Raw genomic sequence first — 12691 nt, 5'->3', positions numbered from 1 at the left:
ATGCGCAAATTAATTTTAGGCCTCGCGATCACACTGGATGGATACATAGAGGGCCCCAATGGGGAATTTGACTGGTGTTTTACAGATCAGGATTATGGACTGAACGAGTTCTTTACCGGTATAGATGCAATCTTTATCGGTCGTAAAAGTTATGAAGTGGCGCAGCAATATGCCGAAAATCACCCGGATGAGGTGATTCCGGGTATGCCTGCATTGACGGAATATGTTTTTTCCAAAACTTTAAGATCGGTAAAAAGCGGGGCCGTCCTTTTAAGCGAGGATGTGATGGATGAAGCACGCAGAATTAAGGAACAGCCGGGTAAAGACATTTGGTTATTCGGAGGAGCTACACTGACCGAGGCGATGATGAAAGAAGGCCTTGTCGACGAGCTGTGGCTGTCGGTGCATCCCATACTACTGGGAGGGGGCAGGCCACTATTCGGTTTATCAGATGAACGTATCCCGCTTACGCTTTTAAAAACCAAGAGTTATTCTACAGGCCTGGTATCGCTGCATTATAAAGTGAATAAGAAGGAAGACTGATCCTGAGGGTTTCTGAATTTTCGGTGGTTTTTAATCCTGAGAGATATCATTTTTAGCAAAAGTTATCCTTGCCATTTCGGTGATCGATTGTATCTTTACATAGCTTCAAAAGCTGCTTCGGGCACTGTCCGCCAGGGATAAAAGGGATGATTCGGAGGCGAAGGCATTCGTTTTCCGGGTTTTACAATGTGCTGTAAGCATGTATTTTTTCTAAAAACTTACTCTTAAAAATTAGGAGCCAGAACTGCGTTTAATGAAGAAAATAGGATTTTTATCATTCGGGCATTGGTCCAGCCATCCGGCTTATAAAACCCAAACAGCCAGCGACACGCTGCTGCAATCTATTGACCTGGCTGTTGCTGCGGAGGAAATCGGTCTGGACGGTGCTTATTTTCGCGTGCATCATTTTGCGGCTCAGCTGGCGTCACCGTTTCCTCTGCTGGCGGCTGTGGGTGCTAAGACAAGCAAAATAGAGATTGGAACTGCGGTGATTGATATGCGTTACGAAAATCCACTGTATATGGTGGAAGATGCCAGTGCAGCCGATTTAATTTCTGAAGGGCGGTTGCAGCTGGGAGTCAGCAGGGGATCTCCGGAACAGGTAATTGACGGCTGGCGCTATTTTGGATATGAACCTGAGGAGGGAGAAACCGACGCCGATATGGGACGCAGAAAGGCATTGGAATTCCTTGATAAGCTCAAAGGTATAGGGTTTGCGCAGCCCAATCCGTACCCGATGTTTCCAAACCCGCCGGGCCTGTTGCGGATTGAACCATACTCGGAAGGACTGCGGGAGCGTATCTGGTGGGGTGCCGCTTCTAATGCTACGGCTGTGTGGGCAGCCGAAAACGGGATGTACCTTCAAAGCTCTACCCTGAAGTACGATGAAGGCGGCAAGCCTTTTCATGTGCAGCAGGCTGAGCAGATCAGGTTGTACAAAGAGGCGTGGAAAAAAGCAGGGCACAAGCGGGAACCAAGGGTGTCTGTGAGCCGATCCATTTTTGCGCTGGTGAACGACCAGGATCGCTATTTCTTCGGGCAGGAGGCTGTCCGGGGAGATAAAATCGGGATGATCGAACAAGATAAACGTGCGATTTTTGGCAGAAGTTATGCTGCGGAACCAGATCAGCTTATCAAAGAACTGGCAAAGGACGAGGCTATACAGGAAGCGGATACCATACTGCTGACCATACCTAATACGCTGGGAGTTGATTACAACGTCCATGTACTGTCAGCGATTCTGGAGCATGTTGCGCCGGGCCTGGGATGGCGTCCATGAGGAGCGGATCCGGCCTGTTGAGAGTGGGGGACTGGGGAGCGGTCGCTTTTGTCGATGACTGCCTCAGCCCTCCCTATGGCTCTCTGGAGTATCCGCCATTCCGGGTACTCATGGATTGTTGGTCACGCGGTTACTGTTTTAAATAATGAAGTGCGACGCATCCGGATTTAAAAGTTACAGTATCAACCAGCTTTAAGTTTAGTTTTTGCTGACTGTCGGCATCCAGCCATTTTCTTCCACTGCCTACAATCGCGGGATGGATAACAATATGGAATTCATCAATAAGGCCGGCTACTGTCAGTTCCGGGAACAGGCTTAGACTGTCCACTAAAATTTTCTTACCTCCTTGCTGTTTCAATTTGAGCAATTCTTCGGCATGGCGGCTGCCCGGCATCAACAACAATTTTCCCCGGTTTGATGGCCTTCCCGCGTTTCAAAATTCTTATTTATCCTATCTCTTAATCAGTATTTCAGCATCCATGCATCAGATCCCGATAGGCTTACCCACTTTGCAGAAAAATAACAGGTCATAAAATAGTAATTTTTAGTTTGGAGTGGTTTTGAATACGCTTTAAATCCGACTTATTGAAAGTGTATATTTCTGTGCAATGGGTTTCGGCAATAGCTAGGTGTAGACAATCATTGATATGTGGGAAGCCTATCTGTCTCGCAATGGCGATGCCCCGTTTCATTTCTTCCAAACTGTATGCCACAGGTTGAGATGGTAGAAAGGTCGCTAACATTCTCTCAATATTTTGCGGAGATTGATTTAGCCGGTGCAACACAAAAGCCGTTTCTTGAAGGCACAAGAGAGAGACAAAAAAAGACCCTTTTGGGCGGCTGCTTCGTAAAGTACGTTTGCTTGTTGGTGTTTATCGGGTTCTTGAGAAATAAGAAAATGAATTAAAACATCCGTATCAAAGTAGATCATAAATTCACATCATTGGCTAAATCGGATAAATTCACTCCTGGCGGGACGACTGCGTCTTTGAATAATTCCCGAAGCTCCAAAGACTTTTTATAAAGCTCCTTTTGGTCAATCACTGCGACAATAGGCTCATCATCAATGATGAGCCGAAACGGGCGGCTTCCAAACTTGGCTTTCGCGGTATTGAGAATATTCTCGATAACTTGCGCGTTGATGTTGGCCGGATTTATCTGAAATGTTTGTTGCATGATGGATATCCTTTTCTCAAAAGTACCATTATTAAAGGAAAATTAAACAGATAAGACTGGATAACCCATAGGCCACACATCTGGGGCGTTTTTCTGTTATGTTTATGCGTGCGTGGCATAAAAATAGTCAAAATCAAAAAAAGTACTTGACACGTGGCACGTTTCACGTTACATTGGTGTTATGATTATAAGTTACCGACACAAAGGGTTGGAATTATATGCCACCAAAGGCGACCGCTCGAAGCTCCAGCAAAGCCACGTTACTAAAATACGGTTGATCTTAACCCGTCTCGATGCGGCAAGATCCCCGGAGCAAATGAACCAGGTTGGCTATGCATTTCACTCCCTGAAAGGAAACTTGGAGGGGTTTTATGCAGTAAAAGTGTCGGGAAACTGGCGGATAATCTTCCGATTTGAAGGAGAGAACGCCGCAGACGTTGATTATATTGACTATCACTAAACAGGAGTTTTTATCATGGCACTATTTGATCCAGCCCATCCGGGCGAACTGATCCGTGAAACGCTTGATGGAATCCGGGAGGAAACAGGACAGAAACTCACCGTCGAGCAGGTAGCGCAGGTTTTAGGGACAACCCGTAAAACTTTGTCAGCTATTATCAACGGGAAATCCGCCGTCTCTCCTGACATGGCCATCCGTTTAGGAGCAGCATTTCCGAACACAGGCGCTGAGTTCTGGTTATCCGTTCAGGAAAGCTACGACCTGGCCCAAGCCAGAAAGCGTATTGATCCCTCACATATCCGGGCTTTATGGGAGCCAAAGACATTGCAACCCGCGTAATTTTGAATAACCCACGAATGGCCCCGGCAACAACAGGTTGTCATTCCGTATATTACTCATTATGAAATTCATATAAAGAACAGTCTTTCAATGCTTAGAAGGGACCGGTATAAATTTAAACAGGTACTGCGAGGAAACTGGGCAGATGTCAGTACAGGGGAGTTTTGGAGACAATTACCGGGCAGTCCACCGATAACCGGATAATTCCTGATCAGTTGCCTCAGGGTGCCTGTCTGATCAGTTTCGAGGAAGGGCTAGGAGTAAGAACGTGTAAAGTGGTGATAGAATAGCTCCAATTGCAATAATAGCCCAAACACCAAACAACTGCGTACCCTTAGCATCAATCTTCTTCAATTCAATAAATCTTTATCGCTTTGAAACGACTTCTGATTACTGCTACCCTGGTACTTGCTTTTCTGAATCTGCGTCTGACCTCAGAGGCTGTTGCACAGCAAACTTTCCGCGCTGCTTTCGCCAGGACCAATATTACCCCTTTGACTCCCCAGAATCTGCTGGGGTACGATCCCCGGATGTCTGAGGGAGTGAGAGATAGTATTTATCACAAAGTGGTATTGCTGGACGACGGCAAGAAGAAATTTTATCTGGTCAGTTCTGATCTTGGTTGTATCGCAACGGTGACCTACGACAAAGCCGCTGCCAGGCTTAAAAAGGAATTTAATATCAATCCGGAGGATTTCTGGTGGGCGAATACCCACACCCACTCCGCCCCGGAAGTGGGTTCGCCGGGTGTTATTCCCTTGTTTCTGGGAAGTCGCTACGAAGTAAAATATAACCAGGAGTATGCACAGTTTATAGAAGATAAACTGGTGGAAGCGGTGGCCACGGCGCGTAACAGACAGGTTCCTGCCAAACTGGGTGCGGGCTGGGGGTACTCCCGTGCCAACGTCAACCGTCGCGCCCGCGGGGTTGACAATAAGACCTTTCTGGGAGAAAACCCCGATGCACCTATTGACGGCAAGATAGGCCTTCTGAGGATAGAAAGCGTTGAAGGAAAGCTGATGGCCCTCATTGCCAATTATCCGATACACGGCACGGTACTGAGTGTTTCCGATAAAAGGATCAGTGGGGATGTGGCCGGAGAAGTGGCTCAGTACGTAGAGGAACAAACTGGCGCGCCGCTGCTTTTTATAAACGGAGCGCTGGGAAATGTTGCCCCCCGTTTTTCCATTTCTGTGTCCAATACCGGCAAAAAGGATGGCCAGCTGAGGCAGTTTCGTAAACTGCTGGGAGAACCTATTCTTGAGGCCAATAAAAGGATTTTAGGTACCACCGGATCCGTAAAACTATCCACTTCGGGCATTGTCATTGAAACACCCCGGAGGGCGGATATCAAAACATGGCCCGATGACATGAAAAACTATCTGCGCATTGGTGCCAACGGAGTGGCCCTGATCAAAATGCCGATCCAATTTCTGGGTATCAACGACGATATCATGATATGGAGCGCTCCTTGTGAGCTGTTTTGCGAGGTTTCCAACGAAATTCGCGGCAATTCGCCTTTTCCGTTCACGTTTTATGCAGGAATTACCAATGGTACGCTGGGATACCTGCCCACGGAAGAGGAAATCAAGTTGGGTGGTTATGAGCCAATGGTATCACCGTTTTCGCCGTCGGCGGCAAGGGATCTGACCGAGGGCGTAAGCCAGCACCTGGATAAGTTGTCCCGTCAGAAATAACCACTTTGGTCTGGGGCTGCGCTCTGACGAACGCTACCGTCCGGACCAGAGGTTTATCAGCTTTTTAAGAATATAAATTCAGATAGCGCGAACCGAACCCGATTTTTAAAAATGACCCGGCGATTTACTTTTTCTGTGTGATGGAACTCACAGGCTGAACAAATGCTTTTTAATAGTAGCATTTCACAGTTAATACATCAATAATGGCAGAAAGACTTGTCCGGGATATACCATTTTCTATTCTTGATCTTGCCCCGATCACCGAAGGAAATGATGCGGGCACTACATTCAGAAACAGCCTTCGGCTGGCGCAACGTGCGGAAGAACTTGGCTATAAACGATACTGGCTCGCCGAGCACCACAATATGGAAAGTGTCGCCAGTTCTGCTACTTCGGTACTGATTGGCTACATTGCAGGCGGTACGACAACCATCCGCGTGGGCAGCGGCGGTATTATGTTACCCAACCACGCACCACTCGTTGTTGCTGAACAGTTCGGTACCCTGGCGTCGCTTTATCCCGGTCGTATTGATCTGGGCCTTGGAAGAGCCCCCGGGACTGACCAGGTTACGGCCCGCGCGCTCAGGCGCAGTTATATGGAGTCTGTACAGGATTTTCCGGAAGATGTAATGGCATTGCAGACCTATTTTTCGGCAGAAAACAAAAGCTCCAAAGTACGTGCTATTCCGGGTGAAGGGCTTGACATACCGATCTGGATACTGGGTTCAAGCACCGATAGTGCCCGACTGGCGGCACATCTGGGCTTACCCTATGCCTTTGCCAGTCATTTCGCCCCCAATCATTTTCTGAATGCAATAGAACTTTACCGGCAGCATTTCAGGCCGTCGGGATATCTGGCGCAACCCTACGTAATGGCTTGTGTGAATGTAATTGCTGCAGATACCAACGAAGAAGCGGAGCGTTTGGCTACCTCTTTCTTTCAGTTGGCTACCGGTATTATTACAGGCAGGCGCCGGGCTCTGCAACCACCCGTGGAAAGCATGGACGGGCTTTGGGGAGAATATGAAGAAGCAGCTGTGAGACAAATGATGAAATACACTTTTATTGGAGACAGGGAGAAAATAAGCGGAGATCTGACTTATTTTCAAAGACATACACAGCTTGACGAGTTGATGATCACCAGCCACATATATGATCCGCAGGCACGTATCCACAGCTATGAAGTTCTAAAAAGCGTGCAGGACCACAGCATTGCCGCAGGTTAATCCTCCCTGTCTCAGAGGAATGAATGTGATACTTTCATGTACCTTGAGGCCTTTTCTGAGAATATCGGGATTTAACCTGCCATTGGTAAGCGCAGCCTGGACGGTTATCCTGGAATGCATCACTTAAAAGTGAACCGAAAGTAACCGGAGTACCGAATGTATTTACGCGTGTGGCGGTGTATTTACATGGACCATTGCTATTTTTGAGAAATATTAAGCATTTTACAAATAGCAATTTCTGATCATACAAATCATGGGTAATTGGAAGGCATTCATTTTTCTTCTCGCATTCGGCCAGGGCATGATATTAAGTCTGGCGTTGATTGTAAAAGGATTGAAAGCTTCCAGGGCAGGAGTATTTATGGGGCTGATTTTGTATGTGCTGGCCATGGAGCTTCTGAACGCATGGGGGATGCAGGTACACTACCACAGCTCACCGGATGCATTTCCTTTCTGGATTTTTCAAAGTTACCTGATCTTACCGGTCTCGCTGTGGTTTTTTATACAAATAACTACCCATACTGACTATCAATTTAAAAATTGGAACTGGCTGTTGTATGTCCCCTCCATATTGGAGTTTGGCATCTCTGCGGGCTGGAGGTACTATTGGCGCTATTATGACAAACGCGTCCCATCCTTGCTGGATAATCCGATATGGTTTTTCTTCACGGAGCTGTTGCCGATTATTGGAATGGTGGTTGTTCTGGTATACTACCTAAGACGCCTGGTAAATCTTCACCGGCAGTTTGCACAGCAGGGCATGGGATTGTCCGCCATCCGGCTGGTGAGGATTTACAGCTTTTTTACGTTTATGGTCATTTTGACACTACTATGGATCTGTGGGGTGGTCCTTGACTGGCCGGTCTTTTCGGGAGTTGAACTGCTTATCACAACCTGCCTGTTTGTATTAGGCTACACAGGTTATGCAAATCCCGATTTTTTCATATTACCGATGCTCCCCAAGAGGAGTCAGGAACGGTCCGAGTTTTCACAATACAACGATGTTGCTGAATTGGAACGTCTTAAAAGCGCTTTTGGCCATGATAAAATTTTTACACAGGCAAAATTAACCATTGATGACGTGGCCGTTTACCTCGGACTTCCGCCCCGGTATGTCTCTTATCTTGTGAATACCTATTGTGACGCCAATTTTAACGCATTTGTGAATCACTTCAGAGTACAGGAAGTAATTGGCAAGCTCGGTAATCCAGGAGAGCAGCACAAAACGATCCTGGCGCTGGCCCTGGAGTCGGGTTTTAGTTCAAAATCAAGTTTTAATCAGGTGTTCAGGCAGGTTACAGGCAAGTCGCCGTCTCAATATCTGCCGGCAGAAAGTAAGCCCGCAAAGGTAAATTAGTCCGGAATCGTGAGTTTGGACGACCAGTTTTACGTGTTCAGGCGCATGGTTATTGATGAATGCGTTGCTTTGGGACGTATTCAAAATATTTAAACTCATGCTCCGATCAACATTTTTTCTCTTAGCCCTGTTGTGGGCTAGCCATTCATTTGGTATCACTTTTAAGTCTGCCGAAATGCATTGCCAAGGTAGCAAAATCAGTGTGCAGGTCAATAACAATGTCGAATTACTGGGATTTGTGTATTTCCTCGGATATGAAGGCCGGGAGTCTGTGACCAACCCGCAGTATTCGGAAAAAAATAAAAAACGTTACGCTTATGGTTTAGATCTGTACCACCGTTACAAGCGCTTTGAAAACAGTAAACATTTGGCAGTGGCAATGGGTTTTGCTGAAAATATCTGGCTCGACTACTTCATCAACCTGCTTCTGCAACTTGACGATTTCCCAAACGCCCGGCTCAGAGATTCTATTGATACCCGCTATTATGCACGGTTTTCTAATTCCGGCAATCTTACAGAAGCCAGGAACAATGCGATCAGGTTTATTGACGCAATGAACGCAATTTACGTGGAAGTGGATTTTGGTACCTATCTCCGGCAAAGCCAACCATTTTACAGAAATGCGATGGCACAGGTGCTGACGGGAATACCGGATAGCAACTTCATACCTCAAATGGAGGCGTTTTATCAGGGAAGTTTTGAATCTTACGCATTATATCCCAGCCTGACCATTCCCACCGGAATGGGGTTTGGTGTTTGCTACCAAAAAGATGTGCAAACACATGCGGCGCACGTGTTTGGTGCTTTTGCTCCGCCTGCTTTCAGCGATACTGCCAGACTGGATATGGGGTTTCGTGACCCGAAACACCTGCTTGAACTGAGTACCCATGAATTCGGCCATTCGTTTGTTAATCCGGCTGTGGACCAAATTCCAGAGGCACTTATCAAGGTGACAGAAAACTATTTTATCCCAATACGCGAAGCCATGTCCGATCAGGGTTATACCGGTTGGAAGAGTTGTCTGTATGAGCATTTTGTCAGAGCGGGCGAAGTGATCATTGCGCGGAATCTTGGGGATACGGAAAAAGCAGAGCGGTTAAAAGATTATTACACCACGGGAAGAAAATTCATTTACCTCCCGATTCTGCTAACCGAACTTGAAAAATACAATGCAAACAGAACCATCCCTTACAGCACTGCCGTCAGGCTGGCGATGGAAGGGATGGTAAATGATGCTACGAAAAGGTAAGGTGTTGTAAGTTAGTTACTTAGTGTCCTGATACGTTGCCATCAGATCGTATACTTCAGCACCGTCTCTCTCTCCTGACGGTGCTGAGCTAATTGTACCAGCTCTGAAAGTAGCCTGGGGTAAGGAATACCTGTATGCTCCCATAACTGTGGGTACATACTTGTTGCGGTAAAACCGGGTAATGTATTGATTTCGTTGAGAACGAACGTGTTATCTTCTCTTAAAAAGAAGTCGATCCGGGACATACCTTCGCAGCATAAAACCCCAAAAGCCTTTATCGCCGTTGCCCGGATCTGTGCAGAAGCCTGTTCCCCGATCTCAGCCGGTATTTTGGTCTGTACGCCATCCAGGTTCAGGTATTTTTCCTCATAAGAATAAAAATTGGCAGCGCTGACAATTTCGCCAAGTACCGACGCCTTTACTACTTCGTTACCGAGTACAGCACATTCCACCTCTTTTCCAAAGACGGCTTCTTCAACAAGAATTTTTTTGTCGTAAATAAATGCCTCCGAAACAGCCCGTTCGAATTCGGCCTTATTCGCAACTTTGCTCACACCCACAGACGAGCCCGCATTGGCTGGTTTCACAAAAAGGGGCAGGCCGAGTTCTTGTACTATTTCTTCAAAAGAAAACTGGCCTGGGTTGTGCCGGTAGAGTGTAAAAAAGGCAGAGATCGGAATTCCTGCGTCCCTCAGAAGCCTTTTTGCGACTTCCTTGTCCATACCTATGGCCGATCCCAAAATATCCGGACCTACATACGCTACCTCCAGTGATTTCAGTATACCCTGGAGTGTTCCGTCTTCACCAAAAGTTCCGTGAATGATTGGAAAAGCAACGTGGAAGGAAGCCAGCGACCGATTTGAATCCTGGCTGATAATTTCAATTGCGCCGGTCCCCTTTTTTAGAGAAACGAACGAGGCGCCAGAAAAATAGTCATTTTGGTACAGATCCACGTTTGTCTCTCCATAGTTATCATTAAATCGCCATTGTCCGTTATAGTCAACACCCAGAAGGAGTGGTTTTAATTCGGTAGTATCTATAGCATTATAAATATTGGTGGCTGACTTCAATGAGACATCATGCTCTGCTGACTTTCCGCCGAATATGACTGCAACCGTGGTTTTCATGATGGTGTCGGGTAAAGGGTTGTATTGGAGTATTTTCTATGTGACAATCGTACCACGCTGCTACCGAACGTTCCGCTGTTCAATAGCCTGGGCTATTTTTTTAGCAGGGAAAGTGCTGCCGACGACATACTGATTACACCTGTACGTAAGGTAGGGGGGTAATCGGGCAGGTACATAGACGAGTGGGTTGAAGGAATGGTCTGGCCGGTCTTTTTCGCGTCAGCCATTTTGCCGGGATTTACAGAACCCAGTGAGTAGATGAGTGTGGGTATAGCGGGAGTCTCGCGTCCGTACCAGCCGAAGTCTTCTCCGAACATTTCGGCAGACAAGCTTACCACTTTATCTTCCCCGAGCAGTTTGACAAAGTTTTCAGTCATTTTCTTAGCCAGTGCAGGATCGTTATAGACTGCCGGGGTATGTCCTTTACGGATCGTTACAACCGGATAATTCTGTTTTTCTACTCCCGACGCATGCGCAATTCCTTCACAGGTTCTTCTTACTTTTTCGATCACTGCCTTCTGCACCTCATCATCAAACGAGCGGATGGAGAGTTCCAGTTTTACTTCATCGGGAATAATGTTATCGTTGGTGCCTCCGTGTACGGAGCCCACCGTGATGAGAGCCGGAGTTTGCGGTGATATTTCCCGGCTTACGATCGTTTGAAAACCAAGTATCATTTTAGAAGCCATCACAATGGGGTCAATCGTTAGCTGAGGAACCGATCCGTGCCCGCCTTTCCCCTTGACTACTATATCCAGCACATCAATATTAGCAAGTACATAACCGCTGCAGATACCCACTTTTGCGGATTCGAGAGCCGAATTAACGTGCAGTGCCAGGGCATAGTCGGGCCTGGGGAATTTCTTAAAAAGACCATCGGCAAGCATAGCAGTTGCACCCAGGCCTTTTTCCTCAGCCGGCTGGCCCACAAAAACCACCGTGCCGCTCCACTCTTTTTTGAGTTTTGCCAATACCCTGGCCACGCCGATCCATACTGCCATGTGCATATCATGACCGCAGGCATGCATAAGTGGTGATTCTTTGTCAGACTCAAGACGTGCTACCTTGTTGCTTGCAAAACCGACACCGGTATTCTCTTTCAGAGGCAAAGCATCCATGTCTGTACGAATCATCACCACAGGCCCCGGCCCATTTTTCATGATTCCTACAATACCGTGCCCTCCGACTCCCGTTGTAATCTGGCAGCCGGTTGGGGCCAAAGTCTGGGTAAGTAATGCGGCTGTCTCTTTTTCCTGCAGGGATAATTCGGGATGTGCATGCAAATGTTTATAAAGGTTTTCGAGGCTGTTGTATTCCTGGTCGGTCAGTGCCAGGATTTGCTTGGTCAAAGCGGGCTGTGCGTTGAGCCGGTCAGCAACCGTCAGGCTCAGGCAAAATGCAAGCAAGCCGATAGCCAGCCTTTTTACTGTTCCGTCTGGAACGATCCTCTTCATCGTCGTCATTATTCCGTAAGGGTTTTAATGTAGATATTGGCAAACTGGCAGGTATTATTAGTGGCATGGTCGTCCTGGAGGGCTATTTTTCCGCAGGAAGCGATGCCCGGTAACAGTGCGTTTTCCACTACATTCCTGCCGTTGAGATTCACCCAAACCCTGGATCCCTTCATGGTGATTTCAAACCGGTTCCACTCTCCGGGCGGGTTATCGGCTTTTATTTTAGGTGTCACAGCCGCACGTATCTCAGCCGGGAGTGTTTTGTCTACCCGGTAACCATAAATCTCCCCCGAGCCAATGTACCGGTTTCCGATATTTACCTGATTTTTGGAATCCCCGCGCAGGTAAATTCCGGTGTCACCGTTATAAGGAATTTCCACTTCCTGATTCGTGCCGTCAGCATTCCTGGCGGTCTCACCATTTGGCAGAATGACGGGGCTCCTGGCCATTTCTGGTTTCCGTGTCAGCCTCACGTCGATGAGCAGCACAAAATCGCAGAAAGATTCCGTCGTCCACAGGCATTTGTCTTTTTCTTCACTTTTACCATCATAATCAATGAGATCGCCCTTTGAGGTCCAGTGGTTACGATGCCCTGCCAATACCTGCCAGCCCGAAAGATCTTCACCTTTATAAAGGACTCTGAATCCCTTATTTTGCAAAGCTTTCCGATTCACCTTCGGGGCATTGTTTAAGGATTCTGCGTCTGCCGAAAGTCTTTTGGACGAATGGCAGCCACAGAGGTATAGCAGAATAAAAAAGAGTACTGATAGGTGTTTCATGGCTG

At 47.2% G+C, this 12691-nt stretch carries 13 protein-coding genes; 8 read left to right on the top strand and 5 right to left on the bottom strand.

What is annotated here, in order from left to right; all coding sequences use genetic code 11:
* Both KOE27_RS12355 and KOE27_RS12350 read left to right on the top strand, forming a co-directional pair.
* Window positions 1–543 carry a dihydrofolate reductase family protein gene (locus KOE27_RS12355; RefSeq protein WP_215239190.1) on the top strand — a complete coding sequence of 181 codons (543 nt, stop codon included), beginning with the start codon at window positions 1–3 and terminating at the stop codon, window positions 541–543.
* 253 nt (window positions 544–796) lie between these two features.
* Complete coding sequence (locus KOE27_RS12350; RefSeq protein ID WP_215239189.1) at window positions 797–1822, top strand: LLM class flavin-dependent oxidoreductase; 1026 nt, start codon at window positions 797–799, stop codon at window positions 1820–1822.
* 130 nt (window positions 1823–1952) lie between these two features.
* On the opposite strand, the gene KOE27_RS12345 is transcribed toward KOE27_RS12350, so the two are convergent.
* Window positions 1953–2216 carry a dihydrofolate reductase family protein gene (locus KOE27_RS12345; protein WP_215239188.1) on the bottom strand — a complete coding sequence of 88 codons (264 nt, stop codon included), beginning with the start codon at window positions 2214–2216 and terminating at the stop codon, window positions 1953–1955.
* A gap of 533 nt (window positions 2217–2749) precedes the next feature.
* On the bottom strand, window positions 2750–2998 hold the full coding sequence (locus tag KOE27_RS12340) for a hypothetical protein (RefSeq protein ID WP_215239187.1): 249 nt from the start codon (window positions 2996–2998) through the stop codon (window positions 2750–2752).
* A gap of 181 nt (window positions 2999–3179) precedes the next feature.
* Here KOE27_RS12340 and KOE27_RS12335 point away from each other — a divergent pair, with 181 nt between their 5' ends.
* The 6 genes from KOE27_RS12335 (at window position 3180) to KOE27_RS12310 (ending at window position 9326) form a co-directional block, all read left to right on the top strand.
* Window positions 3180–3458, top strand: a complete 279-nt coding sequence (locus KOE27_RS12335; protein WP_215239186.1) for a type II toxin-antitoxin system RelE/ParE family toxin — start codon at window positions 3180–3182, stop codon at window positions 3456–3458.
* Between the two features lie 15 nt (window positions 3459–3473).
* On the top strand, window positions 3474–3797 hold the full coding sequence (locus tag KOE27_RS12330; RefSeq protein WP_215239185.1) for a HigA family addiction module antitoxin: 324 nt from the start codon (window positions 3474–3476) through the stop codon (window positions 3795–3797).
* A gap of 374 nt (window positions 3798–4171) precedes the next feature.
* Window positions 4172–5494 (top strand): neutral/alkaline non-lysosomal ceramidase N-terminal domain-containing protein, encoded by a 1323-nt coding sequence (locus tag KOE27_RS12325; protein ID WP_215239184.1) that lies wholly within the window; start codon window positions 4172–4174, stop codon window positions 5492–5494.
* A 203-nt stretch (window positions 5495–5697) separates the two neighbouring features.
* A complete protein-coding gene (locus KOE27_RS12320; protein WP_215239183.1) occupies window positions 5698–6720 on the top strand; it encodes an LLM class flavin-dependent oxidoreductase in 1023 nt (340 codons plus the stop codon).
* Window positions 6721–6973: 253 nt separating this feature from the next.
* Window positions 6974–8077, top strand: a complete 1104-nt coding sequence (locus KOE27_RS12315) for a helix-turn-helix domain-containing protein (RefSeq protein WP_215239182.1) — start codon at window positions 6974–6976, stop codon at window positions 8075–8077.
* 97 nt (window positions 8078–8174) lie between these two features.
* Window positions 8175–9326 carry a DUF4932 domain-containing protein gene (locus tag KOE27_RS12310; protein WP_215239181.1) on the top strand — a complete coding sequence of 384 codons (1152 nt, stop codon included), beginning with the start codon at window positions 8175–8177 and terminating at the stop codon, window positions 9324–9326.
* 41 nt (window positions 9327–9367) lie between these two features.
* Here KOE27_RS12310 and KOE27_RS12305 read toward each other — a convergent pair whose 3' ends face one another.
* The 3 genes from KOE27_RS12305 to KOE27_RS12295 form a co-directional block, all read right to left on the bottom strand.
* Window positions 9368–10453 carry a D-alanine--D-alanine ligase family protein gene (locus KOE27_RS12305; protein ID WP_215239180.1) on the bottom strand — a complete coding sequence of 362 codons (1086 nt, stop codon included), beginning with the start codon at window positions 10451–10453 and terminating at the stop codon, window positions 9368–9370.
* Between the two features lie 92 nt (window positions 10454–10545).
* Window positions 10546–11916: an amidohydrolase gene (locus tag KOE27_RS12300; protein ID WP_215239179.1), complete on the bottom strand. Its 1371-nt coding sequence runs from the start codon at window positions 11914–11916 to the stop codon at window positions 10546–10548.
* A complete protein-coding gene (locus KOE27_RS12295; RefSeq protein WP_215239178.1) occupies window positions 11916–12686 on the bottom strand; it encodes a 3-keto-disaccharide hydrolase in 771 nt (256 codons plus the stop codon). The genes KOE27_RS12300 and KOE27_RS12295 overlap by 1 nt, the downstream gene beginning before the upstream one ends.
* Between the last annotated feature and the right edge of the window lie 5 nt (window positions 12687–12691).

Origin of the sequence: Dyadobacter sp. CECT 9275 (assembly GCF_907164905.1) — a bacterium.
In the GTDB taxonomy this organism is placed as follows: Bacteria; Bacteroidota; Bacteroidia; order Cytophagales; family Spirosomataceae; genus Dyadobacter; species Dyadobacter helix.
The sequence above is the reverse complement of the archived record's forward strand: the minus strand, read 5'-3'. Positions and strand labels throughout refer to the sequence as shown.